At 74.0% G+C, this 23,779-nt stretch carries 22 protein-coding genes; 15 read left to right on the forward strand and 7 right to left on the reverse strand.

From position 1 onward, the window contains the following. Positions 1-59 precede the first annotated feature (59 nt). Complete coding sequence (locus V6U79_RS02125) at positions 60-1,322, reverse strand: cell wall anchor protein (RefSeq protein WP_334613263.1); 1,263 nt, start codon at positions 1,320-1,322, stop codon at positions 60-62. A 312-nt stretch (positions 1,323-1,634) separates the two neighbouring features. Here V6U79_RS02125 and rsmD point away from each other — a divergent pair, with 312 nt between their 5' ends. The 9 genes from rsmD (at position 1,635) to V6U79_RS02170 (ending at position 9,341) form a co-directional block, all read left to right on the forward strand. Beyond that, positions 1,635-2,198: a 16S rRNA (guanine(966)-N(2))-methyltransferase RsmD gene (gene rsmD / locus V6U79_RS02130; protein ID WP_334533449.1), complete on the forward strand. Its 564-nt coding sequence runs from the start codon at positions 1,635-1,637 to the stop codon at positions 2,196-2,198. After that, the gene (gene coaD, locus V6U79_RS02135) at positions 2,195-2,686 is read left to right on the forward strand and encodes a pantetheine-phosphate adenylyltransferase (protein WP_334613264.1); all 492 of its coding nucleotides are present in this window, start codon (positions 2,195-2,197) and stop codon (positions 2,684-2,686) included. Before rsmD ends, coaD begins: the two co-directional genes overlap by 4 nt. A 135-nt stretch (positions 2,687-2,821) precedes the next feature. Further along, complete coding sequence (locus V6U79_RS02140) at positions 2,822-3,319, forward strand: SPFH domain-containing protein (protein WP_334533455.1); 498 nt, start codon at positions 2,822-2,824, stop codon at positions 3,317-3,319. Between the two features lie 109 nt (positions 3,320-3,428). Beyond that, a complete protein-coding gene (locus V6U79_RS02145) occupies positions 3,429-3,992 on the forward strand; it encodes a YceD family protein (protein WP_334533458.1) in 564 nt (187 codons plus the stop codon). Positions 3,993-3,997: 5 nt separating this feature from the next. After that, the gene (gene rpmF, locus V6U79_RS02150) at positions 3,998-4,171 is read left to right on the forward strand and encodes a 50S ribosomal protein L32 (protein ID WP_088646032.1); all 174 of its coding nucleotides are present in this window, start codon (positions 3,998-4,000) and stop codon (positions 4,169-4,171) included. Positions 4,172-4,285: 114 nt separating this feature from the next. Beyond that, positions 4,286-5,263 carry a phosphate acyltransferase PlsX gene (locus tag V6U79_RS02155; RefSeq protein ID WP_334533464.1) on the forward strand — a complete coding sequence of 326 codons (978 nt, stop codon included), beginning with the start codon at positions 4,286-4,288 and terminating at the stop codon, positions 5,261-5,263. Further along, positions 5,260-6,045: a ribonuclease III gene (rnc, locus tag V6U79_RS02160; protein ID WP_334613265.1), complete on the forward strand. Its 786-nt coding sequence runs from the start codon at positions 5,260-5,262 to the stop codon at positions 6,043-6,045. The genes V6U79_RS02155 and rnc overlap by 4 nt, the downstream gene beginning before the upstream one ends. Further along, entirely contained in the window at positions 6,038-6,895 is an 858-nt protein-coding gene (gene mutM / locus V6U79_RS02165) for a bifunctional DNA-formamidopyrimidine glycosylase/DNA-(apurinic or apyrimidinic site) lyase (RefSeq protein WP_334613267.1), read from the forward strand. Before rnc ends, mutM begins: the two co-directional genes overlap by 8 nt. Before the next feature lie 223 nt (positions 6,896-7,118). Beyond that, positions 7,119-9,341, forward strand: coding sequence for an MMPL family transporter (locus V6U79_RS02170; protein WP_334613269.1), 2,223 nt, complete (start codon positions 7,119-7,121; stop codon positions 9,339-9,341). Between the two features lie 77 nt (positions 9,342-9,418). On the opposite strand, the gene V6U79_RS02175 is transcribed toward V6U79_RS02170, so the two are convergent. Together V6U79_RS02175 and V6U79_RS02180 are read right to left on the reverse strand one after the other, a co-directional pair. After that, complete coding sequence (locus V6U79_RS02175; protein ID WP_334613272.1) at positions 9,419-10,279, reverse strand: endo alpha-1,4 polygalactosaminidase; 861 nt, start codon at positions 10,277-10,279, stop codon at positions 9,419-9,421. Between the two features lie 144 nt (positions 10,280-10,423). Next, on the reverse strand, positions 10,424-11,524 hold the full coding sequence (locus tag V6U79_RS02180; RefSeq protein WP_334613273.1) for a CAP domain-containing protein: 1,101 nt from the start codon (positions 11,522-11,524) through the stop codon (positions 10,424-10,426). A gap of 371 nt (positions 11,525-11,895) precedes the next feature. Here V6U79_RS02180 and V6U79_RS02185 point away from each other — a divergent pair, with 371 nt between their 5' ends. The 3 genes from V6U79_RS02185 to V6U79_RS02195 all read left to right on the forward strand — a co-directional run bounded on the left by V6U79_RS02185 (position 11,896) and on the right by V6U79_RS02195 (position 16,607). Beyond that, complete coding sequence (locus V6U79_RS02185) at positions 11,896-12,090, forward strand: hypothetical protein (protein ID WP_036374707.1); 195 nt, start codon at positions 11,896-11,898, stop codon at positions 12,088-12,090. A gap of 285 nt (positions 12,091-12,375) precedes the next feature. Further along, a complete protein-coding gene (smc, locus tag V6U79_RS02190; protein WP_334613274.1) occupies positions 12,376-15,987 on the forward strand; it encodes a chromosome segregation protein SMC in 3,612 nt (1,203 codons plus the stop codon). Continuing rightward, positions 15,987-16,607 (forward strand): HAD family hydrolase, encoded by a 621-nt coding sequence (locus V6U79_RS02195; protein WP_334613275.1) that lies wholly within the window; start codon positions 15,987-15,989, stop codon positions 16,605-16,607. Before smc ends, V6U79_RS02195 begins: the two co-directional genes overlap by 1 nt. A gap of 74 nt (positions 16,608-16,681) precedes the next feature. Here V6U79_RS02195 and V6U79_RS02200 read toward each other — a convergent pair whose 3' ends face one another. After that, entirely contained in the window at positions 16,682-17,629 is a 948-nt protein-coding gene (locus V6U79_RS02200; protein ID WP_334522873.1) for a superoxide dismutase, read from the reverse strand. A gap of 77 nt (positions 17,630-17,706) precedes the next feature. Here V6U79_RS02200 and V6U79_RS02205 point away from each other — a divergent pair, with 77 nt between their 5' ends. Then, on the forward strand, positions 17,707-18,681 hold the full coding sequence (locus V6U79_RS02205; protein ID WP_334613277.1) for an ArsR/SmtB family transcription factor: 975 nt from the start codon (positions 17,707-17,709) through the stop codon (positions 18,679-18,681). A 19-nt stretch (positions 18,682-18,700) separates the two neighbouring features. Here V6U79_RS02205 and V6U79_RS02210 read toward each other — a convergent pair whose 3' ends face one another. The 3 genes from V6U79_RS02210 to V6U79_RS02220 form a co-directional block, all read right to left on the reverse strand. After that, positions 18,701-19,231, reverse strand: coding sequence for a DinB family protein (locus V6U79_RS02210; protein WP_334613278.1), 531 nt, complete (start codon positions 19,229-19,231; stop codon positions 18,701-18,703). Between the two features lie 76 nt (positions 19,232-19,307). After that, positions 19,308-19,745 carry a MarR family winged helix-turn-helix transcriptional regulator gene (locus V6U79_RS02215; protein WP_334522882.1) on the reverse strand — a complete coding sequence of 146 codons (438 nt, stop codon included), beginning with the start codon at positions 19,743-19,745 and terminating at the stop codon, positions 19,308-19,310. A 25-nt stretch (positions 19,746-19,770) separates the two neighbouring features. Then, positions 19,771-21,483, reverse strand: a complete 1,713-nt coding sequence (locus V6U79_RS02220; RefSeq protein ID WP_334613281.1) for an alkaline phosphatase D family protein — start codon at positions 21,481-21,483, stop codon at positions 19,771-19,773. A 147-nt stretch (positions 21,484-21,630) separates the two neighbouring features. Between V6U79_RS02220 and ftsY the strand changes: the two genes are divergently transcribed. Continuing rightward, on the forward strand, positions 21,631-22,809 hold the full coding sequence (gene ftsY, locus V6U79_RS02225; protein ID WP_334613282.1) for a signal recognition particle-docking protein FtsY: 1,179 nt from the start codon (positions 21,631-21,633) through the stop codon (positions 22,807-22,809). Between the two features lie 7 nt (positions 22,810-22,816). Beyond that, complete coding sequence (locus V6U79_RS02230; protein ID WP_334522890.1) at positions 22,817-23,680, forward strand: aminoglycoside phosphotransferase family protein; 864 nt, start codon at positions 22,817-22,819, stop codon at positions 23,678-23,680. Positions 23,681-23,779: the final 99 nt, after the last annotated feature.

Raw genomic sequence — 23,779 nt, forward strand, 5'->3', positions numbered from 1 at the left:
GGGTGGAACGGCGAGGGCGCGCCGACCGGTAGGTCGACGCGCCCTCGGATGGTGCTGGGTCAGGCGGTGAAGCGGACCCGCCGACGACGTGCGATGACGAAGAGCACCGCGCCGGCCGCCAACAGGGCGAGCGCGCCCGCGGCGATGCCGCCGGCCGCGGCGCCGGTCACCGGCAGGCCGCCGTCCTGCTCACCGCCGCCGGTACCGCCGGTCTCGCAGTCCTTCGGCTGCTCCCAGGCGAGCGGGCCGCCGGAGTCCAGGTCGCCGGTGACGGTGACGGTGAGGCCCTTGCTGGCGGGGAAGCTGACCGTGCCGTTGCGGCCCGGCTCGACGGTCAGGGTCTTCTTCTCGCCCTTGCTGGGGGTGAAGGTGGCGTTCAAGGTGACCCCGTCCTCCGGGTTGTTGACCCGGAAGGTCATCGCGTCACACGTCGACTCGTAGCTGGCCTCGGGAGCGCCAGCCTCGGGCTGCTGGCAGTCCTCGGGCTTCTCCCAGCCGCCGGTGAAGTCCGCCATACCGGCGGTGGTGACCTTGAGCTCCTGCGCCTGGCCCGGGGTGAGCTTGCGGGTCTCGATCTTGCGCATCGGGACGGAGACGGACTCGGTGAAGCCGCCGCTGCCGGTGATGGCGAAGGTCGCCGAGGCGTTGCCCTTGCGGTTGACCAGGGTCAGCTCGACGTTGCCGGCGCAGTCCGACTCGGCGATCACCTCGGGCGCCGCCGAGCAGGTGCCCGAGCCGCCGTTGTACCAGGCACGCGGGCCGGTGGAGCGGGCGCCGATCCCGTTCGAGCTGCCCACCTTGCGGTCGCCGTAGCGGTCGCTGTCGTCGGTCAGCGGGTCGATCACCTTGCTGCCGAAGACGAAGTCGACCTGGGTGTAGCAGTCGGGCACCTCGACCTTGAAGTCCAGGGTCGCCACGCCCAGCTCGCCCCCGGCCACGCCGGTGAACTTCTTCACCGACTTGTCGAGCACGTACTGCGGCACGGCGAACGTGGCCGACGGCGTCACGTACGACACCAGGGCCAGCTCCTGCTCCTCGCCGGCGCAGAGCGGACCGTTGGTCAGGGTGATCGAGGCGGTGCCGGCGGGCCCGTCGAACGTGTGCGTGTACTTCGCGTCGTCGGCCTTGACGCAGTTCGGCGTGGGCGCCGTGGGGGTGCCGGTCGGCGAGGTGGTCGTCGTCGGCGAGGCCGACGGCGACGGCGACGGCGACGTGTTGGTGGCGCTCGCCGGTGCCGTGAAGGCGAGGGCCGTGGCGAGGCCGGCCAGCGTGGCGGCGGCCACGGCGAGCGGTCGCCGTGGCGACAGCGGGGGACGGATCACGCGTACTCCCGGGGTGAAGATGCAGGGGGGTGCGGCGTGGGGCGGCGGTGCCAGGACGCGGCCCTTGAGCGGTGCGGTCCGCGCCGGTGCCCTCCCGACGCCGCGGCCGGCGGAGACTCGCCGGCACGCGGCAGACCCTAGTGGGATCGCCCCGCCCGGCCCAGCGTCCACGTACGACAGACAATGATGTTATGCATCTGAGATCCTTGATGTACGGCTCGTGATCACCCGACCACTCGACCGGGTCGTGCCCGGGTGACTCGGCCCGCCCCGCCCGTCGCGTAGCGTCATCCCCATGAGCAGGGGGAGACGGTGACCCGGATCGTGGCCGGCACACTCGGCGGGCGGCGGATAGCCGCCCCGCCCGGCGCCGGCACCCGACCCACCTCCGACCGGGTCCGCGAGGCGCTGTTCAGCGCCGTCCAAGCCGAGGTGGACCTCGCCGGGGCCCGTTTCGCCGACCTGTACGCCGGCTCGGGCGCGGTCGGTCTGGAGGCGCTCTCCCGGGGCGCCGCGCACGTGCTGCTGGTCGAATCCGACCCGCGCGCGGCGCGGGTGATCCGGGAGAACGTCGCCGCGCTGCGGGCCGCGCCGGTCGCCCGGCTGGTCACCGGCAAGGTGGCCGGCGTGTTGGCCGCCGGTCCGGGTGGCGAGCCGTACGACGTGGTCTTCGCCGACCCCCCGTACGCCCTGCCGGACGCGGAGATCGAGGCGATGCTCACCGCGCTGGTCGAGCGCGAGTGGCTGGCCCCCGACGCCCTGGTGGTCGTGGAGCGGTCCAGTCGGACCGGGCCGGTCGACTGGGTGCAGGGCATCACTGCTGAGCGCAGTCGCCGTTACGGCGAGACCACCCTTTGGTACGGTCGCCGATCATGAGACGTGCGGTGTGCCCCGGTTCGTTCGACCCGGTCACCAACGGACACCTCGACATCATCGGACGGGCCAGCCGGCTCTTCGACGAGGTGATCGTCGGCGTGCTGGTGAACCAGTCGAAGAAAGGCCTATTCACCGTCGAGGAGCGGATCGACATGCTCCGCGAGGTGACCGCCTCGTACGACAACGTCCGGGTCGAGTCGTTCCGTGGCCTGCTGGTCGACTTCTGCCGGGCGCAGGAGGCCAGCGTGCTGATCAAGGGGCTGCGGGCGGTCAGCGACTTCGACTACGAGTTGCAGATGGCGCAGATGAACATCGGCCTCGCCGGGGTCGAGACGCTCTTCATGCCGACCAACCCGCTCTACTCGTTCCTCTCCTCCAGCCTGGTCAAGGACGTCGCCAAGTGGGGCGGGGACATCTCCTCACACGTCCCCGACCGGGTCCGCGCGGCCCTCCAGGCCCGGCTGGGCCCCACCCCGCCCACTCCCTGAGCGGGTCGGCGCGACGCGCCGGGCCGGGCGGTGGGGGAACCACTCGCTCGGGCGCGACATGATGGGTGGGGCGCCGAATCCGGCCGTAGCCCGCATCATGTAGGTCGGCCGAAGAACGACAGGAGTGAGGTACCGGTGGACCCGCTCGATCGCATCGACGAACTGATCGCCATGGTGGAGCAGGCCCGCTCCGTCCCGATGTCCCGGAACAACTGCATGGTCGACCGGGGCGAGATGATCGCGGCTCTGGACGAACTGCGCGCCGACCTCCCCGCCGACCTGCGCCGGGCCGCCGCGCTCCTGGAGGAGCGCGACAAGATCATGGAGGCAGGCAAGCGGGAGGCCGACCGGATCATCAGCGAGGGTGAGGCGGAACACGCCCGCCTGGTCTCGGTGAACGAGATCACGGTCTCCGCCGAGCACGAGGGCGCCCGGATCATCGCCGAGGCGCGCGCCGAGGCGCAGCGCCTGCGGGACGAGGTGGACGACTACGTCGACACCGCGCTGGCGAACTTCGAGCAGTTCCTGACCCGGGCACTGGCGTCGATAGAGCGCGGCCGGGACAAGATGCACGCGTTGCGGGAGATCGGCACCTTCGGTGGGGACGAGGCGGAACGCCCGCTACCCTTCTGAACGGCACCTCACCAGCCGACAGGCGGGGTGGGCGTCGCCCCCGGTTCGACGTTCCGGTGGTCGCCCAGGTAACCTTTTTTGTCGGCCTCTCACCGGCCGGAGTCTGACTATGCCCAAGCACTCGCCATCGACACTCGACCCCAGGTCGCCGCTGGTCCTCGACACGAGAGACCTGCCGCGCCGGCCTGGCGCGTTGCGTACGGTCAAGCGGATCGCCCCGGCACCGGCGGACCTCGGCGTGGAGTTGATCGGCGTGCCGGAGGGCGCGGACCTCGACCTCGACCTGAGGTTGGAGTCGGTGTCCGAGGGCGTGCTCGTCTCCGGGACCATCAGCGGTCCCGTCCGGGGCGAGTGTGGTCGGTGCCTGCGCCAGATCAACGACTCGGTGGTCGTGAACGTCCAGGAGCTGTACGCGTACGAGAACAGCGCCACGGACGAGACGACCGAAGAGGACGAGGTGGGCCGGATGCAGGGCGATCTGATCGACCTTGAGCCGGCGCTGCGGGACGCGGTGGTGTTGACGCTGCCGACCAACCCGCTCTGCCGGGAGGACTGCCCAGGGTTGTGCCCCGAGTGTGGGGTGCACTGGGACGATCTGCCGGCCGATCACAGCCACCAGCAGATCGACCCGCGTTGGGCGGGCCTGTCGCAACTGAACCGTACAGAGGAGTAGGAACCGTGGCCGTCCCGAAGCGCAAGATGTCGCGCAGCAACACCCGGTCCCGCCGGGCGAACTGGAAGGCGGCTGTGGTCGCGACCGTGGCCTGCCCGCAGTGCAAGTCGCCCAAGCTGCCGCATGCCGCGTGCTCCGTCTGCGGCACGTACAACGGCCGCCAGGTTCTCGAGGTCTGACCTGGACGCCGAGTGACGCCCCCGACCCCGGGTCGGGCGGCGCGCGCACCCTGGCGATCGCCCGGTGCCCCGGCTCCCTCCGACGCCGGCCGGCCCGTTCCGGCCGGCGATCCGATGGAGCCGGGCACCGCGCGGATCGCCGTTGACCTCCTCGGCGGGGACGATGCTCCCGCCGTCGTGGTTGACGGCGCTCTGCGGGCGGTGCGTGCCGACCCCTGCCTGCACCTGCTGCTCGTCGGCCCGACCGAGGTCGCGGCCGAGGTGACCGACGCCCTCACCCCGGCGCAGCGCGCCCGGGTGACCGTCCGGCCGGTGCGGTCCGCGGCCGGCGCCACCGACCACACCCCCCGGGCCGACACCACGGTCCGCGCGGCCGTCGTCGCCGTCCGCGACGGCGCCGCCGACGCCCTCGTCTCCGCCGGTTCCACCGGCGCCACCGTCTCCGCCGCCGCGCTCGGCTTCGGCCGTTGGGAGGACGTCCGCCGGCCCGCGCTGGTGGCGACCATCCCCGCCGTCGCCGGTCCCGTCGTCCTGCTCGACGTCGGCGGCTCGCTGGAACCCCGCCCGGTCACCCTCGTCCGGCACGCGGTGCTCGGCGCCGCGTACGCCGCGGTGGCGCACGCCGTCGCCGCCCCCCGGGTCGGCCTGCTCTCGGTGGGCACGGAGGCCGGCAAGGGCGACCGCTCCCGGCGCACCGCCGACCCCCTGCTCGCCGCCGTGCCGCTGCCCTGCGACGGCAGCTACGTCGGCCTGGTCGAGGGGTACGACGTCTGCCTCGGCGCGCGCGCCGATGTGGTGGTCACCGACGGGTTCACCGGTAACGTGCTGCTCAAGGCGATCGAGGGCGCGTACGCGATGGCCGGCGGCCCGCCCGCGCAGGGTGGGGCCCCCCGCGCGGCGGCCCTGCTCGGGGTGGCCGGCACGGTGGTGGTCTGCCACGGCGCCGCGGCGGCCGACGACGTCGCCTCCGGGATCGCCCTCGCCGCCCACCTGTGGCGGCGCGGCGCCACCGACCGGGTCCGGGCGCTGGTCGCCGGCGCTCCCGAGAACCTCTCGCACATCGACAGCAACGACACCGAGGTAAGCGCATGACCAACGACAAGCGGCGGCGTGCTCCCGTCGGTCACCTGGAAGCGGCGTTCGGCGTGACGCTCGACCCCGAGCTGCTGGAGCGGGCCCTCACCCACCGCTCCTACGCGTACGAGAACGGCGGGCTGCCCACCAACGAGCGGCTGGAGTTCCTCGGCGACTCGGTGCTCGGCGTGGTCATCACCACCGCGCTCTTCCGCAACCACCCGGACCTGCCCGAGGGGCAGCTGGCCAAGTTGCGGGCCAGCGTGGTCAACATGCGGGCCCTGGCGGACGTGGCCCGGGGGCTGGGGCCGGAAGGGCTCGGCGTGTACCTGCTGCTCGGCAAGGGCGAGGAGAGCACCGGCGGCCGGGACAAGGCGAGCATCCTCGCCGACACCCTGGAGGCGCTGCTCGGCGCGATCTACCTCCAGTACGGGCTGGACACCGCCGGCGAGGTCATCCACCGGCTCTTCGACCCGCTGATGGCGGAGTCGGCCGGCCGGGGCGCCGCGCTGGACTGGAAGACCAGCCTCCAGGAGCTCACCGCCGCGCTCGGGCTGGGCGTCCCGGAGTACCGCATCGAGGGCGCCGGGCCCGACCACCTGAAGACCTTCACCGCCTGGGTGGTGGTGGCCGGCAACCGGTACGGCGGCGCCGAGGGGCGCAGCAAGAAGGAGGCCGAGCAGCGCGCGGCCGAGGCGGCCTGGCGGGAGCTGACCGCGCAGGCCGAGCGGGAACGGGCCGAGGCGGCCGTCGCCGAGTCGGCGGGCGACCCGGCCGAGGTGGGCCTGGGTCGTGCCTGAGCTGCCCGAGGTCGAGACCGTCCGGCAGGGCCTCGCCCAGTGGGTCACCGGCCGGCGGATCGCCGCGGTGGAGGTCCGCCACCCGCGGGCGGTGCGCCGCCACCTGCCCGGCCCGGAACACTTCGCCGCGGTGCTGGCCGACCGGGCGGTGACCGACGTGCGACGCCGGGGCAAGTACCTCTGGCTGCCGCTGGACAGCGGCGACGCGCTCGTCGGCCACCTGGGGATGAGCGGCCAGCTGCTGATGCAGCCGGCCGAGGCGGCCGACGAGCTGCACCTGCGGGTCCGGTTCCGGTTCGCCGACGACGGTCCGCAGCTGCGCTTCGTCGACCAGCGCACCTTCGGCGGGCTCTCGGTCAGCGAGGGCGGCGCGGAGCTGCCCGGCGAGATCGCGCACATCGCCCGGGACCCGATGGACCCGGAGTTCTCCGACGCGGACTTCGTGGCGGCGCTGCGCCGGCGGCGTACCGAGGTGAAGCGGGCGCTGCTGGACCAGACCCTGATCTCCGGCGTGGGCAACATCTACGCCGACGAGGCGCTGTGGCGGGCGAAGCTGCACGGCGCCCGCCCGACCGACGCGCTGACCGGCCCGGCCGCGGACCGGCTGCTCGGCCACGTCCGGGACGTGCTCGGCGAGGCGATCAAGCAGGGCGGCACCAGCTTCGACGAGCTGTACGTGAACGTCAACGGCGAGAGCGGTTACTTCGACCGGTCGCTGAACGCGTACGGCCGGGAGGGCGAGCCGTGCCGGCGGTGCGGCGCGCCGATCCGCCGGGAGGCGTTCATGAACCGGTCGTCGTACAGTTGCCCGCGTTGTCAGCCGCGCCCCCGGGGAGCCCTGAAGGGGTGACCCCGAGTCGGCTCGGGGTTGCGCCGGTGTGCCACGCCGGGCGCGCTCCGGCTTCCCACCCGGTTTCACCGCCTCTGCCCGGTTGACCCACCCGGTCCCGTCCGATCGGGCCGCCCCGGCCACGTCCGGGACGAGCCCGGGCCGTTCCCCGATGTCCCCGAACGCCCCTTTCCCTAGCGTCAGCAGGGTCGGCAGAGCGCGGACGTGCGGAGGGGGTCAGCAGATGGGCAGGAGACCGGTGACGGTGCGGGTGGCGCGGTGGAGCGCCGAGCACCCGTGGCGCGCGATCGCGCTCTGGGTGGTGTTCGTGGCGGTCTGCTTCGTCGGGGGCAACGCCGCCGGCCTGAAGGAGGCCACCGACGCCGACATGGCGATCGGCGAGTCGGGTCGGGCGGACGTCATCGTCACGGCGGGGGACTTCGACGACCCGGCGGTGGAGAACGTCCTGATCACGCCCCGCTCCGGAGTGCTGCTGGACCGGACCGCCGCGCAGGCCGCGGCGACCGACGCGGCCGAGAGGCTGCGGCAGGTCACCGGGGTGGCGTCGGTGGGGGCGCCGGTGCCGTCCCGCGACGGCGGCGCGCTGCTGCTGCCGATCACCATGTCCGGCGACCCGCAGAACGCCTCCGAGCGGGTCCAGCCGCTGCGCGACGCCACCGCCCAGGTGCAGCAGGCCCACCCGGGGCTGCGGGTCGAGCAGGTCGGTGGGCCGTCCATCAACAAGGCGCTGGACGACACCCTCGGCAAGGACTTCAAGCGGGCCGAGCTGCTCAGCCTGCCGGTGACCCTGGCCATCCTGATCATCGCGTTCGGCGCGCTGATCGCCGCCGGGGTGCCGGTGCTGCTGGCGCTCTCCTCGGTCGCCGCCGCGATGGGGCTCTCCACCCTCGCCTCGCACCTGGTGCCGGCCACCGACACCACGTCCAGCGTGATCCTGCTGATCGGCATGGCGGTGGGGGTCGACTACTCGCTCTTCTACGTCCGTCGCGAGCGGGAGGAGCGGGCCAAGGGGCGGTCCGGGCTGGACGCGGTCGAGATCGCCGCGGAGACCTCCGGGCACGCCGTGGTCGTCTCCGGCTTCGCCGTGATCATCTCGATGGCCGGGCTGCTGCTCGCCAACGACGCGGTCTTCTCCTCCCTCGCCGTCGGTTCGATCCTCGTGGTCGCGGTCGCGGTGGCCGGTTCGCTGACCGTGCTGCCGGCGCTGCTGGCCAAGCTCGGCCGCTGGGTGGACCGGCCCCGGGTGCCGCTGCTCTGGCGACTCACCGCGGCGCGTACCGACCGGCACGGTCAGCCGGTGCCGCCGAGGTTCTGGCCGGCGGTGCTCCGCCCGGCCCTGAAGGCGCCGGTGGCCACCCTGGTCGTCTCGGTGGGTCTGCTGCTCGCCCTGGCCGCCCCGGCGCTCGGCATGAAGCTGAAGTTCCCCGGCATGGAGGACCTGCCCCGGAGCACCCCGGCGATGCAGGCGTACGACCGCCTCACCGCCGCCTTCCCGAGCACCGGCACGAGCCACACGGTGGCCGTCCGGGCGCCGGCCGAGCAGGCCGACCGGGTACGGGCCGCGCTGACCGACCTGGCCGGCCGGGCCGGCGCCGACCCGCTCTTCGCCCCGGTTGAGGGGGACGGGCCGAAGATCGAGGTGTCGGCCGACCGCCGGGTGTCGGTGCTGGAGGTCGCCACCCCGTACGCCAGCCGGGACGACGAGGCGGTGCGTTCCCTGGACGAACTCCGCGGCGACCTGCTCCCGGCCGCGCTGCGCGGCATCCCCGGGGTCGAGTACGCCGTCGGCGGCGGGGTCGCCGCCAGCGAGGACTACGCGCAGCACGTGCGGGAGAAGCTGCCGATCGTGATGGCCTTCGTGCTGGCGCTGACCTTCCTGGTGATGACCTGGACGTTCCGGTCGGTGGTGGTCGCGGTCACCTCGATCCTGCTCAACCTGCTCTCCGCCGGCGCCGCGTACGGGCTGCTGGTCCTGGTCTTCCAGGGCGAGTGGGCCGAAGGGCTGCTCGGCTTCACCTCGATGGGGGCGATCGTCTCCTGGCTGCCGCTCTTCCTCTTCGTGGTGCTCTTCGGGCTCTCCATGGACTACCACGTCTTCGTGGTCAGCCGGATCCGTGAGGGCATCCGCAGCGGCATGTCGAACCGGGACGCGGTGGCCTACGGGATCACCTCGTCGGCGGGGGTGGTGACCAGCGCCGCGGTGGTCATGGTCGGGGTCTTCGCGATCTTCGCCTCGCTCAGCACGATCGACATGAAGCAGCTCGGCGTCGGCCTGGCCGCGGCGATCCTGCTGGATGCCACGATCATCCGCGCGGTGGTGCTGCCGTCGCTGATGACCCTGCTCGGCGACGCCAACTGGTGGGCCCCGCGTTTCCTGCGGGCCCGGGCCGACGCCCCGCCGGCCGACCCGCCGGCCCCGGCGCCGGAGCTGGTCGGCGTCCGCTGAGCGACCCGTACCGTCGGGGCCCGGACCGCGACGCGGTCCGGGCCCCGGCAGGCCGGTCCCGGCCGGGTCGCCCGGGGTCAGGGCAGCCGGCAGGGTTCGCGCCAGGAGTCCCGCTCGCGGGTCTTGCGGATCGACGAGAAGCCGTACCCGAGGGTGGTCACGCAGAACTGCTCCGGGGTGCCGGCGTACTCGACGTGGAACACCGGCTTCCGCGCGTCGGCGAAGGGCAGCAGCTTGGCGCACTGGCGCAGCCGGACGCACTCCTCGTTGACCGCGAAGTCGAAGTCGGGGGCCAGCGCGGCGACCTGTCCCACGTCGTTCACCAGCCCGGGGGAGAGGTCCAGGGAGCGGGCCAGGGTGGCCAGCCGCCGGTTGAACAGCAGCTGGTCGTCGAAGCCGAGCGGGAAGCCGGTGCGGTGGGCGTACCCGTCGGCGTCGACCAGGGCCACCGACCCGAATCCCTTGCCGCGGCAGAGCCGGAACCGGTCGGCCAGCACCGGTTCCAGGACGTCCCACCGGCGGATGTCGAGCCAGCGGCGCTGCGGTTGGCCGGTCGGGGCGCCGCGCAGCGCCGCCGGGAAGCGGCTGGCGTCCGGGTCGGTGCCGGCGTACGACCCGACGGGCACGTGGCAGATCAGGCGGCGGTCCCGCCTCCGCAGCGCGGTGGTGTCGGCGGCGGTGACCCGGACCGGGTCGAGCAGGAAGACGTCGGCGTCGACCGTGACGTCGAGCGGGCCGTCGAGCTGCCACTGCCACTGCCACCGGTGCGCGTACGCCGTCGGCCAGGGGGTCGGCGCGCCCGGTGGGGTCAGCGGGCCGGGGCGGCAGGCGTACATCGGGGTGAGCAGGGTGAGCGCGACGGCGGCCGGCAGGACCCGACGGGCCCTGCGGCGACGCGGCGGCCGGGTCTCGGCGCGGCGGGCTCGCCGCGGCCCCACGCGCCGCGCGCACGCTGGCAGCCGGATCCGCATCGGCAGCTCCCGGGTCCCGGCGGCGCCTTCGTCGCCGCACGCCTCACCCGGTCAAACGAGCGCCCCCCGCCGGCGACGTGGTCACGTCGCGACGGGGGGCGGGCGTCCGCCTCAGCGGGGGGCGGCGAAGACCTGGGTCCAGTACGGCCCGTTGCTGCTCGCGATGCCGACGCCGATCTCCGTGAAGGCGCAGTTGAGGATGTTCTCGCGGTGGCCGGCGCTGGTCATCCAGGCGTCCATCACCTCGGCGGGCGTCTGCTGGTTCCAGGCGACGTTCTCGCCGTAGGTGCGCCAGCTGTAGCCGACGCGGTCCAGCCGCTCGGCGGCGTCGCTGCCGTCGCTGCCGTCGTGCGACATGTCCTTGTGGTCGGCCTGGTCCTGGCTGTGCCGCTGGGCGGCGGTCATCAGCTTGTCGTCGATGGTGACCGCGCCGCAGCCGGCCTTGGCCCGCTCGGCGTTGACCAGCCGGACGACCTCCTTGGCCTGGCTGCCGACCTGCGTGCCGCCGCTGGGGGCGCTGGTCGTGCCGGCGCCGGTGGGGGTCCGGTCGGCGCGCTGCCGGGAGGCGGCCGTGGTCCGCTTCGGCGCGGGGGTGGGCCTGACCGTCCGGCTCGGCGACGGGCTCGGCTTCGCGGTGGTCGGCGACGCGGACGGGGAGGCGGTGGGGGCGGCCGACGCCTCGCCCGGGGCCGCCGTGGTCGCCGGGACCACCGGGGCGGCGGCCACGGTGTCGTCGAACGAGGCCGGCTCGGTCCGCTCGTCGTTGCCGCCCGGCAGCACCAGGGCGCCCACGCCGAGGCTGACCACCAGGGTGGCCGCGGCGGCGGCGCCGCCGATGACCAGGGAGCGCGGGAAGCGGCGGCGCTGCCGGTGCCGGCCCTGCGCCTCGTCGGTAGCCGGGCCGGCAACGGCGGCCCGGGGCGCGGTGAGGTCGACGGGCGGGACGGGCGCGGTGCGGTCCGGCTCGGCGTACGGCCGACTGACGGCGGCGAACCCGCTGGTGGGGGTGTCGGCCCACCGGTCGTCGGTGGCCGGGGCGTACCGGTGGTCCGGGGCGGCGGTCCGGTCACCCGGTTGCCCCGGTTCGTCGCCGAAGAGGTACGCCGACCGCGGTTCGGTGCGGTCGTTCAGCCAGGCCGGCGGCTCATCGCTCGGTTGCTGCGGTCGCCGGGGGGTGCCCTCCGGGTCGATCGGGTCGTTCCAGCCGTACACGCCTCTGCCTCCAAGGGTCGGTTGCGGGCCGGCGGTGACGCTACGGGCGGGCCGTGAGCTGCGGCAACGTGGCTAAGGAAGAGTTAAGGCGAACTCGACTCACGACGTGACCGTACCCACATTACTGGGCGTACAGTTAAGGAGTCCGGACAGAGCGTGTCCGAGCCTTGTGGCCCCCCGGCAAGTGGACAGGGTAGACGTGGAGATGATCTACGGCCTGCGAGAACTTGACGAAGGAGGGGGTATCGGCTCAATATGTAGGTGTCGCCAGTCGCGCCCGGTCATGCCCGCATATCGCTGGGATGACAGCCGCGAACACGAATGGGCGCGCGTTGGCCGGCCTTTCCGGCAGCGCATATCAAGGAGTCAGCATGGCGAAAGCCCTCTACGGCCACGTAGGTGCAGCGCCCGACCGGCGTCTGCTCGACGAGGTCACCCGTCTACGTTCCAGGGTCCAGGCACTGGAGTTCGAGATCACGCGGCTGCGCGCCGAAAATGATCGGCTCGCCGCCGCCGCAGCGGAGGCTGACGACCTCCTCCGGCTGGCTGAGCCGGCGCTCACCTGATCTCCAGTTCTCCAGTCGGTTCCAAAACTGAATCGCACCACAGAAAGAACGCGCGCCGACACATATGTGCCGGCGCGCAGCTCTGTCTCCCCCCGTTTATCGACACGCAATTCCGCGATCTTGTCGTAAGTGGTGGCGTCCGCGCCGCCCCCGAACGGCCGCCCGTCACCGCCGCCCGGGGCGGGTCGCGTGCCGGCCGACCGGCGCTGACCGGTTAGTCTGCGGGTTCACCAGGGGCCGCGCAGCCCGCGCCGGTTCGGCGGCCACCGGACGAGGATCGAGAAGGTGCATCTCAAGAGCCTGACGGTGAAGGGGTTCAAGTCCTTCGCCTCCGCGACGACGCTCAAGCTGGAGCCCGGGATCACCTGCGTGGTCGGCCCGAACGGCTCCGGCAAGTCCAACGTCGTCGACGCCATCGCCTGGGTGCTCGGCGAGCAGGGCGCCAAGGCGCTGCGCGGCGGCAAGATGGAGGACGTGATCTTCGCCGGCACCGCCGGGCGGGCGCCGCTCGGCCGGGCCGAGGTCACCCTCACCATCGACAACACCGACGGCGCGCTGCCGATCGAGTACACCGAGGTCTCCATCACCCGCCGGATGTTCCGCTCCGGCGAGAGCGAGTACGAGATCAACGGCGACTCCTGCCGCCTGCTCGACATCCAGGAGCTGCTCTCCGACTCCGGCATCGGCCGGGAGATGCACATCATCGTCGGCCAGGGCCGGCTCGACGGGATGCTGCACGCCAAGCCGGAGGACCGGCGGGCGTTCATCGAGGAGGCGGCCGGCGTCCTCAAGCACCGCAAGCGCAAGGAGAAGGCGCTGCGGAAGCTCGACGCCATGCAGACCAACCTCAACCGGCTCACCGACCTCACCGCGGAGCTGCGCCGCCAGCTCAAGCCGCTGGGCCGGCAGGCCGAGGTGGCCCGGCGGGCCGCCGCCATCCAGGCCAACCTGCGCGACGCCCGGCTGCGGCTGCTCGCCGACGACCTGGCCACCCTGCGTGCCACGCTGGACCGGGAGATCGCCGACGAGACCGCGCTGCGCGAGCGGCGGGAGCAGGTCGAGGCGGAGCACGCCGAGGTGCAGGGCCGCCTCGGCGAGCTGGAGGCCGCCCTCGCGGAGGACGCGCCGCTGCTCGCCGCCGCCCAGGACACCTGGTACAAGCTCTCCGCCCTCCAGGAACGGTTCCGCTCCGTCGAGCAGCTCGCCCGGGAACGGCTGCGCCACCTCAGCGCCGTCTCCGACGACGAGCGCCCCGGCCGGGACCCCGACCAGCTGGAGGCCGAGTCGCAGCGGGTGCGCGAGCAGGAGGAGGAGCTGCGCGCGGCGCTCACCGACGACCAGATCCGGCTCGCCGAGGCGGTCGAACAGCGCCAGGAGCTGGAGCGACAGCTCGCCGCCGCGGAACGGGAGCTGGTCGCCGCCGCCAAGGCCATCGCCGACCGGCGCGAGGGGCTGGCCCGGCTCACCGGCCAGGTCAACTCGGCCCGCGCCCGCACCACCAGCGCCGGTGAGGAGATCGACCGGCTCGCCGCCGCGCACGCCGACGCGATGGCCCGCGCCGACAGGGCGCAGGCCGACCTCGACGCGGTCGCCGAGCAGTCCACCGAGGCCGACCGGGACAACGCCGACCTCGACGAGCGGCACGCCGAGGCGGTCGCCGTCCAGGAGAAGGCCCAGGCCGCCGTCCGGTCCCTCGCCGACGCCGAGCGGGCCGCCGAGAAGGACGCCGCCACCTGGAAGGCCCGCGAGGAGGCGCTCGCCCTCGGGCTGCGGCGCAAGGACGGCGCCGGCGCGCTGCTCGCCCGGGCCGGTGAGGTCCCCGGACTGCTCGGCAGCCTGGCCGGCCTGCTCACCGTCGCCCCCGGCCACGAGGCGGCCCTCGCCGCCGCGCTCGGCGGGCTCGCCGACGCCGTCGCGGTCAGCGGCGTGGACGAGGCTGTCGAGGCGATGCGACTGCTGAAGATCTCCGACGCCGGCCGGGCCGGGCTGCTGGTCGGCAGCCCCGCCGGCCCCGGCATGGACGGCTCCGCCGACGCGCTGCGCCCCAAGCTGCCCGACCGGGCCCGCTGGGCGCCCGACCTGGTGGAGTGCTCGGCCGAGATCCGGCCGGCGGTGCACCGGGCGCTGCGCGACGTGGTGCTCGTCGACGACCTGACCGCCGCCGCCGAGCTGGTCGCCGGCAACCCGGAGCTGCGGGCCGTCACCGGAGACGGCGACGTGGTCGGGGCGTACGCGGCGGCCGGCGGCTCGGCCAAGGCGCCCAGCTACATCGAGGTGCAGGCCGCCGTCGAGGAGGCCCGCGCCAACCGGCTCACCGCCGAGCGGACCAGCGCCGAGCTGCGCGAACAGCTGGTCGACGCGCGCGCCGAGGTGGCCGCCGCCAAGGAGGCGGTGCAGCACGCCGCCGCCGCCAAGCGGGAGGCGGAGAGCCACCGCAACGCCGCCGCCCGTCGGCTCGCCGAACTCGGCGCCGCCGCCCGGTCCGCGAAGGCGGAGACCGACCGGCTCGGCGAGTCCCGCTCCCGCGCCGAGGCGGCCCGGGACCGCGACCTGCTCGCCCTGGCCGAGCTGGAGGAACGGCTACGCCTGGCCGAGGCGACCCCGATCGACGCGGAACCCTCCACCGAGGAGCGGGACCAGCTCGCCGCGATGGTCCCCCGGGCCCGGCAGAACGAGATGGAGGTCCGGCTCGCGGTGCGTACCGCCGAGGAACGGGTCTCCTCGATCGCCGGCCGGGCCGACTCGCTGGCGCGGCAGGCCACCGCCGAGCGCGCGGCGCGCGAGCGGGCGGCCGCCCGACGCGCGGCGCGGACCCGCGGCGCGGCGATCGCCCGGGCCGTGGTCGGCGGCGCCCGGGAGGCGCTCACCCGGCTCACCACCTCCATCGCCGCGGCCGAGGAGCACCGCGACGCCGTGGCGCGCGAACGCGCCGCCCGCGAGGCCGAGCTCCAGGAGGTACGCGGCGCGGCCCGGCGGCTCGGCGCGGAGCTGGAGCGGCTGACCGGCCAGGTGCACCGGGACGAGGTGGCCCGCGCCGAGCAGCGGCTGCGCATCGAGCAGCTGGAGGCGAAGGCGGCCGAGGACTTCGGCCTGGACGTGGAGACCCTGGTCGCCGAGTACGGCCCGACCCAGCTCGTCCCGCCCACCCAGGTGGACGTGGCGGCGGCCGAGCGGGACGGCCTGCCGGTGCCCGAGCCGGTCCGCTACGAGCGGCCGGTGCAGGAGAAGCGGGCTGCCAAGGCGGAGCGGGAGCTGGCCCTGCTCGGCAAGGTCAACCCGCTGGCGCTGGAGGAGTTCGCCGCGCTGGAGGAGCGGTTCAAGTTCCTCTCCGAGCAGCTGGAGGACCTCAAGGCCACCCGGCGGGACCTGCTCACCGTGGTCAAGGACGTCGACGAGCGGATCCTGGAGGTCTTCGCCAGCGCCTTCGCCGACACCGCCCGCGAGTTCGAGCAGGTCTTCACCGTGCTCTTCCCCGGCGGCGAGGGACGGCTGATCCTCACCGACCCGGAGGACCTGCTCACCACCGGCGTCGAGGTGGAGGCCCGGCCACCCGGCAAGAAGATCAAACGACTCTCCCTGCTCTCCGGTGGGGAGCGGTCGCTCACCGCGGTGGCGATGCTGGTGGCGATCTTCCGCGCCCGGCCCAGCCCGTTCTACATCATGGACGAGGTGGAGGCGGCTCTCGACGACGTGAACCTCGGCAGACTGATCACGCTGCTGGCACAGTTGCGGGAGAAGAGTCAGCTGATCGTCATCACCCACCAGAAGCGGACGATGGAGATCGCCGACGCGCTCTACGGCGTGACCATGCGCGGCGGGGTCACCCAGGTGATCAGCCAACGGCTCAACCGGGCCGACGACGACGAGCGGCAGCGCCGCGGCGAGGAGAACACGTAGTGGGTCGGGAACGCGCGACAGCGCTCCTGCTGGACTTCGACGGCGTACTGCGCCGCTGGGACCCGGCGGTGGCCGCCGGCGTCGAGCGGGAGTACGGGCTCTCCGAGGGGGTGCTCGGCGAGATCGCCATGCAGTGGAGCCGGCTCCAGCCGGTGCTCACCGGGCAGGTCCGGCACGCCGAATGGGTGACCAGCGTCGCGGACGCGCTCACCGAGTCCGTCGGCAGCCCCGAGCGGGCCCGGGCCGCCGTCGAGCAGTGGCAGCGGTACCGGGGCGAGGTCGACCCGGACGTGCTGGCCTTCGTGCGCGACGTGCGCGCCGCCGGCATCCGGGTCGGACTGGGCACCAACGCCACCGATCTGCTCGACTCCGACCTGGCCGCGCTCGGTCTGGTCGGCGAGCTGGACGTGGTGGTCAACTCCTCGGTCATCGGGGTGCACAAGCCCGCCAAGGAGTACTTCCAGGCGGCCTGCGAGGCGTTGGAGACCCCGCCGTCGCGGGTGCTCTTCGTCGACGACGAGGACTGGGCGGTCCGCGGCGCCCGCGCCGCCGGCCTCTCGGCGCACCGCTGGTCCAGCCCCGCCGACCTGCGCTACCTGCGCGCCGCGCTGGCCGCCTGACCGTCCCGTCCCGGCTGCGGCACGCCGGGGCCTGGGCCCGGCGTGCCGCAGCCCGGGCCGGGCCGAACGGCCGGTCACCGCAGCCCGGGTACCTCGGTGACGGTGAAGGGTGGCCGCGGGGCGGGGGCGTTGAGCTGGCTGTTGACCCAGAGCAGCCGGCCACCGTCCCGGGCGATCGTGGTCGGCGACTGCGCCAGGCCGGCCGGTCGGGACTGCCGGACGACCCGGGCGGTGCGACGGTCGGCGTCGAGGATCGCCAGGTTCACCGCGAAGCTCCAGCCGCCGTGGCCGTCGGGGAAGTTGACCACGCCGTGCAGCCGGTCGCCGGTCAGCAGCAGCCCGTCGGCGCCCAGCTGCCCACCGGCGACCGCGACCTCGCCGACCGTGCCGGTGCGCAGGTCGACCCGCCAGAGGCGCTCGGTGCCCGGCACGCCGGTGCCCTGGTCCGCGACGAGGGCGATCCGGCCGTCGGCGGTGGCGACGATGCCGTTCAGGAAGCCCGGGGCGGCGGGGAACCCGGCCGGCGTGAGCCAGGGGACGAGCTCGCCGACCTCCTCGCCGTGCAGGCCGGCCCGCCAGATCGTGCCGGTGGCCGAGTCCGTCACGTGGACGGCGTCCGCGGTGACCACCAGGTCGTTGAGGGCCGCGCCCGGCGCCGTCCGGCGGGCCAGCAGGGTGCCGTCGGGGGCGTGGACGAAGAGCGTGCCGGTGTCCCAGCCGGCGACGAAGAGCCGGCCCCGCCGGTCCAGGTGCACCCCGGCGGCGCTGCGGCGACCGTCGGCGCCACCGGGCAGGAACGGGCGCAGCGTCCGCTGCCGGACGTGACCCCGGTAGACCGCGCCGGTGGCGACGCTGGTGACGTACATGGTGCCGTCCGGGGCCACCGCGATCCCCTCGGGCAGCACCCCCGGGTCGTGGGAGACGACGTACGTGTCGGGTCGCCCACGGGCGGCGGCGGGCTGCGGTGCGGCGACGGTCAGGACGGTCAGACCCGCGGTGGCCGCGGCGAGAAGCTTTCTCATGCGGTGAGGGTGCGGGCGGCGACGGCCGACCTCCACCCCCTTTCACCTGTGCCCGAAAGGTGACTAGCGTTCCCGGCGTGACGACCCTGCACCTCAACGCGACGGACCTCAGCCGCACCGTCCTGCGGTCCGCGCCGTCGGTGCTGCTGGAGCTGGGCGCCGCCGGCCAGCGACTCGTCGAGGCCACCGTCCCGGAGCACCTCACCGCCTGGCAGGCCCGTACCCGGGCCGCGCTCCGCCCGCGGATGCGCCCCTACCTGGACCTGTGCCGCCTGCCCGGATGGTTCCCGGACTTCCTCACGCCGCCCCGCCTCGGCACCGACCTGACCGCGGCCCTCGACGAGGTGGCCGCCACCCCGGCGGAGGCCCTGGCGGCGGAGCTGCGCCCCCGGATCGAGGCCGGTGACCTGCCGCCCCGGGTCGGCGCCCTGGCCGTCGGGGAACCGGCCGCCCGGCACCGGCTCCGGGCGGCGATGGTGGCGTTCCACGAGGTCGCGGTGGCGCCGTACTGGGCGACGATCACGGCGGCGGTGCACGCCGACCGCGCCGTGCGGGGACACACCATGGTGGACGTTGGCATCGACCGGGTGCTGCGCGACCTCAGCCCCTACCTGTCCTGGACGTCGTCGGGAGAGGGCTACCAGTTGTCGTACGAGTGCGGCTTCGCCCACCGGATCGACCTGACGCCCGCCGGCCGGGGGGTCACCCTGGTCCCGTCCTACCTGGTGCCGCGCCCGTGCGTCCTGGACGACCCGGCGGGCCCGCTCGTGCTGGCCTATCCCATCCGGCCCACCCGGCGCGAGCTGACCAGCGGGAAACCCCTCGCCGACCTGCTCGGGCGGACCCGGGCGGCGGTGCTGGGCGCGGTCGCCGACGGCCCCAGCACCTCGCAGCTCGCCCGGACCGTCGGCATCTCGGTCGCCTCGGCCAGCCAGCACACCACGACGCTGCGCTCCGCCGGGCTGATCAGCACGGACCGGGTGGGCTCGGCGGTACGGCACACGCTGACCCCGCTCGGCGAGCACCTGCTGCGGGCCGGGCGCGCGCGGTGACGGGCGCCCGGCGGGCAGGTCACTCCCCGGTGACGCCGTCGATGCGTTCACGGATCAGGTCGGCGTGGCCGTTGTGCCGGGCGTACTCCTCGATCATGTGGACGTAGACCCAGCGGACGTTCATCTCGTCGGCGCTGCCGTCGCAGCGGGGCCGGCGGAACGTGTCGTCCAGCGACAGGCCGGCGGCGGCCTCGCGGGCGGCGGCGACCTCGGCGGCGAAGGTGGCGAAGGTGGCCTCCGGGTCGGCGTCGGCGAGCGCGTTGAGGTCGGCGTCCGGGTCCTCCTCGCCGTCGTAGAGGCCGGGGATGTCCTGGCCGGCGGCCCGGATGCGGAACCACCAGCGCTCCACGTCCGCCAGGTGCCGGACCAGGCCGAGCAGGGTCAGCCCGGACGGCTCCACGCTCGGGGTCTTCAGCTGCTCGGCGGTCAGCCCGGCGCACTTGAGCAGCAGGGTCTGCCGGTGGTAGTCGAGCCAGCCCTCGAGCATGGTGCGCTCGTCGCCGACGTACGGTTCGGTGGTCCGGGTGATCTCCGGTGCTCTCCAGGTCATCGGGACATCCTGGCCCTCGGGTGCGACAGCCGCGAACGGTTATCAGCGGGCGCGCGCCGTTCCCGGCCCGACCCGGTCAGAAGCTGTCGTTGAACCGGTGCAGCAGCCGGGCGAACTCCGCCACGTCCCGCCTCGGCCAGCTCTCCAACGTCCGGCGGATCTGCCCCAGCCGGGCGGCCCGGGCCGCGTCGAAGCGGCGGGTCCCCTCCTCGGTGAGGCTGAGCTGGGAGGCCCGCCGGTCGGTCGGGTCCGGGTCGCGGTGGACCAGGCCGAGCAGCTCCAACCCGTGGATCTGCCGGCTGAGCGTGCCCTTGCCGACGCCGAGGCGGGCGGCCAGGTCGGTCAGCCGGATCGAGCCGGACCGGCGCAGCCACAGCAGCAGCCCGTACGCGTCGGGCTCCAGGTGGGGATGCACCTCCCGGGCGATCTCCCAGGACAGGCCCCGCCCCCGGCGCAGCAGCGCGGTCAGTTCGTGCTCGACCGCGTGCAGGCTCTCGGGCAGGTGGTCCTCCACGGCACAGAGCGTACGGGCCGTGACCTCAGTCCCCGGCGGCCAGTCGCTGGCGGGCCACCTGGCGCAGGTGGCCGTCGCTGGTGGTGCCCTCGATCAGCACCTCGGCCCCCCGGCCGGAGTGTTCCAGGGTGGCCACCGCGTTGCCGAAGTACGGCCCGGCCAGCTTCTTCCACCGCACGCTCGGCCGACGCACCCCGGCGGAGCGGGCCAGCGCCCGGGCCGCCGCGGCCGGCCCCGGAAGCCAGCCCAGCTTCATCAGCGGGCGCATCGCCGCCGGCACCTGGTTGTGGATCGGCGAGCAGGTCAGCTGGTGCACCGGGGTGCGCACCGACGGGTCGTCGAACCGGACCCGGGCGACGTAGGAATGGTGCACGTCGCCGGAGAGCACGCTGATCGAGGCCGGCGGCGCGTACGCCGGACCGGCCCCGACCCGGTCGCCGGTCTCTCCCGGCGTGCCGCTGCCGATCCGGGCGAAGAGTGCGCCGAGGGCGTCGAAGGAGCGGCGGAACGCGGCCCAGTGCTCCAGGTCCCAGGCCCGGCGGATCTGCTCGGAGAGCCGGCTGGGCCAGCGGCGGCGGGAGTCGGCGAGGCGTTCGTTCCACGCCTCCACGTGGTGGATGGCCGGTGGCAGCAGCCAGGGCAGCGAGGTGCCGACCACCAGGTGGTCGTAGACGCCGTGCGCGCGGTCCAGGAACCAGGACCACTCGCCGGGCGGCAGCATCGCCCGGTTGCCCGGCTCCAGCACCCGGCTGCACCGGTTGTCGAGCATGACCAGGCGGGTCCGGCCCAGGTCCAGTGAGTAGCTCCACTGGTACTGCACGGCCCGCCAGCGCTCGGTGTCGTGCGCCTCGTCGGCCTCGCGGTCGACCCGTTCGCCGAACTCGCGCAGCACCGAGGTGGCATCCTCGGCGGCGACCACCTTGGCGTAGAGCGGGTCGTCGGCGATCTCGTCCGGGGAGAGGTTGCCCAGGTGCTGGTAGACCCAGTAGGAGGCGAGGCCGCTGCGGATCCGCTCGGCCCACCAGGGCTGCTGGCGCAGCTCCGCCCGCCAGGACGCCGAGGTGTTCCAGTCGTCGATCACCTCGTGGTCGTCGAAGATCATCACGCTCGGCACGGTGGAGAGCAGCCAGCGGATCTCCGGGTCGCGCCACGACTCCAGATAGAGCTTCGTGTACTCGTCGAAGCTCACCACCTGGTCGGTCGGGGCGTCCTTCGGCCGCCGCCGGCGCCGCTTGAGCAGCCGCCGCACCGTGGGCGAGGTCACGTCGGCGTAGACCTGGTCGCCGAGGAGCACCAGCAGGTCGGGCAGGGCGCCCGGCTCCGGTTCGGCCATCAGCCGCCGGGCGTACGCGTCGAGCGCGTCCGGGGGCAGCCGGCGCGTGGTGGCGTGCTGGGTGGTCTCCCGGCACGAACCGAAGATCAGCTTCACCGGCTGGTCCCGGTCGTCGGCGGCCCGGGTCCGGATCACGCTGGGCGGGAAACCGCTCTTCGCCACCGGCCAGGCGACCTCGTCGTCGATCAGCACCTCGTAGCTGGTGGCGCTGTCCGGGGTGAGCCCCTCCACCACCACCAGGGCGTAGTGGTGGTCGTACGCGGAAAAGGTCGGCGCCTGCCCCCAGGCGCCGTCGGCGGTGCGGACCCGGACCACCGCGGGCCCGCTGGTCTCCACCCAGACGGTCGCCCGCGTGCCGACGACCCGTCGTAGCAACGGGCCGATGAGCAGGCGGGAGTCGGGCATGGTGGCACCTCCGAGCAGAGAACGTTTCACCATTTCTACCCGGTCGGCGGGCCCGCCACCCCTGGCTGCGGCGAGCGTACCCGCAGCTCGTCCGCCTCCGGAGGCGGTGAGTGGGACGTGGCCGCCGCCATCTGACAGGATTTCGGCATGACGGAATACCTCCTCGTCGCGCTCGCCCTGCTCGGACTGCTGATCCTCGGCGGCCTCAGCCTGGTGGTGCCCCGGCTGCGCCGGCGCCCCGAGCCGCCGCTGCCGGAGACCGAGGTCGACACCCGGGCCGAGGAGGATCTGGCCGGTCCACCGGTGGAGGCGCCGGAGTCCGAACTCTCCACCGGCATCCTGATCGAGCCGCCGGTCGTGGCGCCCCCGCTGGAGGTGCCGGAGCCGACCGCCGGCCGCCTGGTGCGGCTGCGCTCCCGGCTGTCCCGTTCCCAGAACGTCTTCGGCAAGAGCCTGCTCGGCCTGCTCAGCCGCGACCACCTCGACGAGGACACCTGGGAGGAGATCGAGGACGCCCTGATCACCGCCGACATCGGCATCGAGGCCACCCGCGAGATCGTCGACCGGCTGCGCGAGCGGAGCCGGGTGCTCGGCACCCGCTCCGCCACCGAGCTGCGCGCCCTGCTCGCCGCCGAGCTGGTCAACGCCCTCGACCCGAGCCTGGACCGGTCCCTGCGCACCACCCCCAAGGACGGCAAGCCGGCGGTGCTGCTGGTGGTCGGGGTGAACGGCGCCGGCAAGACCACCAGCTGCGGCAAGATCGCCCGGGTGCTGATCGCGGACGGCCACAGCGTCACCCTGGGCGCGGCGGACACCTTCCGCGCCGCCGCCGCCGACCAGTTGCAGACCTGGGGCGGCCGCGTCGGTGCGGAGACCATCCGCGGCGCGGAGGGCGCCGACCCGGCCAGCGTCGCCTTCGACGCGGTCCGCCGGGGCATCGAGGCCGGCACCGACACCGTGCTGATCGACACCGCCGGCCGGCTGCAGAACAAGATCGGCCTGATGGACGAGCTGGGCAAGGTCAAGCGGGTGGTGGAGAAGCACGGCCCGATCGACGAGACCCTGCTGGTCCTCGACGCCACCACCGGCCAGAACGGCCTGGAGCAGGCCCGGGTCTTCACGGAGGTGGTCAACGTGACCGGGGTGGTGCTCTCCAAGCTCGACGGCACCGCCAAGGGCGGCATCGTGATCGCCGTGCAACGCAAGCTCGGCATCCCGGTCAAGCTGGTCGGCCTCGGCGAGGGCGCGGACGACCTGGCCCCGTTCGACCCCGTGCAGTTCGTCGACGCGCTGCTCGGCACCGAGCCGCTCGCCCGGGACGCGTAACCTCGCGGTGACGAACGACGATCGCGCCTACGCCGGTTGGCGGGACCCCCGCCGCGCGGCACCGGGCCTCGGGAGACCGTACGTGACTTCGCAGGAGATCCCGCTGCACGGCGGGAACGTCAGCACCGTCGTCCGGGTGGGCGACACGGTCCGGCGCAACGCCGGGCCGTGGACACCGTCGGTGCACGCGCTGCTGCGCCACCTGGAGTACGTCGGCTTCTCCGGCGCGCCCCGCGCCCTCGGCATGGACGAGCGCAACCGCGAGGTCCTGTCGTACCTGGAGGGGGAGTGCGGGGAGTACCCGCTGGCCCCGCACTGGGTCACCGACGAGGCGCTGGTGACGGTGGCGACCATGCTCCGGATGTTCCACGACGCCCAGTACGGCTTCGCCCCGCCGCCCGGGGCGGTCTGGCGCTCGTTCGGCCCGCCGCCCCCGGACACCGAGGTGATCTGTCACCACGACGCCGCTCCGCACAACGTGATCTGGCGGCCGGACGGCACCCTCGGGCTGATCGACTTCGACCTCGCCTCGCCCGGCGCGCGGATCTACGACGTGGCGTACGCGGCGTGGACGTGGGTGCCGATCTTCTCCGACCGGGACTCGATCACGCTGGGCTGGAAGCGTCCCGACCGGCCGCGCCGGCTGCGGCTCTTCGCCGACGCGTACGGGCTGATCCCCCGGGACCGGCACCGGCTGATCCGCACCATCCGCAAGCGGATCGTGGACCACGTGGAGGGCATCCGCCGGATGGCGGCGGCCGGGGAGCCGGCGTTCGTCCGGATCGTGCACAAGGGGCACCTGCGCCGGCCGATGCGCGACCTGCGGCTGCTGGACTACGAGCGGCACGCGCTGGAGCGCGCCCTGCAGTAGGCCGGCCGACCCGCGCCGGGTGGCGCCACTCCGGTAGGGGCTGGCGACCATGATCGTGGTTCTTCACACGCCGGAAACAACCCGTCACGCGCCGGAAAT

The organism is Micromonospora psammae (genome assembly GCF_036902725.1).
Lineage (GTDB): Bacteria > Actinomycetota > Actinomycetes > Mycobacteriales > Micromonosporaceae > Micromonospora.

Bases quoted from the DNA above. Each gene is read 5' to 3' on its own strand.
- V6U79_RS02155 (WP_334533464.1), top strand. From the start codon at position 4,286: ATGGAGCCGGGCACCGCGCGGATCGCCGTTGACCTCCTCGGCGGGGAC.
- V6U79_RS02210 (WP_334613278.1), bottom strand. From the start codon at position 19,231: ATGACCTGGAGAGCACCGGAGATCACCCGGACCACCGAACCGTACGTC.
- V6U79_RS02145 (WP_334533458.1), top strand. From the start codon at position 3,429: ATGCCCAAGCACTCGCCATCGACACTCGACCCCAGGTCGCCGCTGGTC.
- V6U79_RS02185 (WP_036374707.1), top strand. From the start codon at position 11,896: ATGGCGAAAGCCCTCTACGGCCACGTAGGTGCAGCGCCCGACCGGCGT.
- V6U79_RS02200 (WP_334522873.1), bottom strand. From the start codon at position 17,629: ATGAGAAAGCTTCTCGCCGCGGCCACCGCGGGTCTGACCGTCCTGACC.
- rnc (WP_334613265.1), top strand. From the start codon at position 5,260: ATGACCAACGACAAGCGGCGGCGTGCTCCCGTCGGTCACCTGGAAGCG.
- V6U79_RS02220 (WP_334613281.1), bottom strand. From the start codon at position 21,483: ATGCCCGACTCCCGCCTGCTCATCGGCCCGTTGCTACGACGGGTCGTC.
- ftsY (WP_334613282.1), top strand. From the start codon at position 21,631: ATGACGGAATACCTCCTCGTCGCGCTCGCCCTGCTCGGACTGCTGATC.
- coaD (WP_334613264.1), top strand. From the start codon at position 2,195: ATGAGACGTGCGGTGTGCCCCGGTTCGTTCGACCCGGTCACCAACGGA.
- V6U79_RS02170 (WP_334613269.1), top strand. From the start codon at position 7,119: ATGGGCAGGAGACCGGTGACGGTGCGGGTGGCGCGGTGGAGCGCCGAG.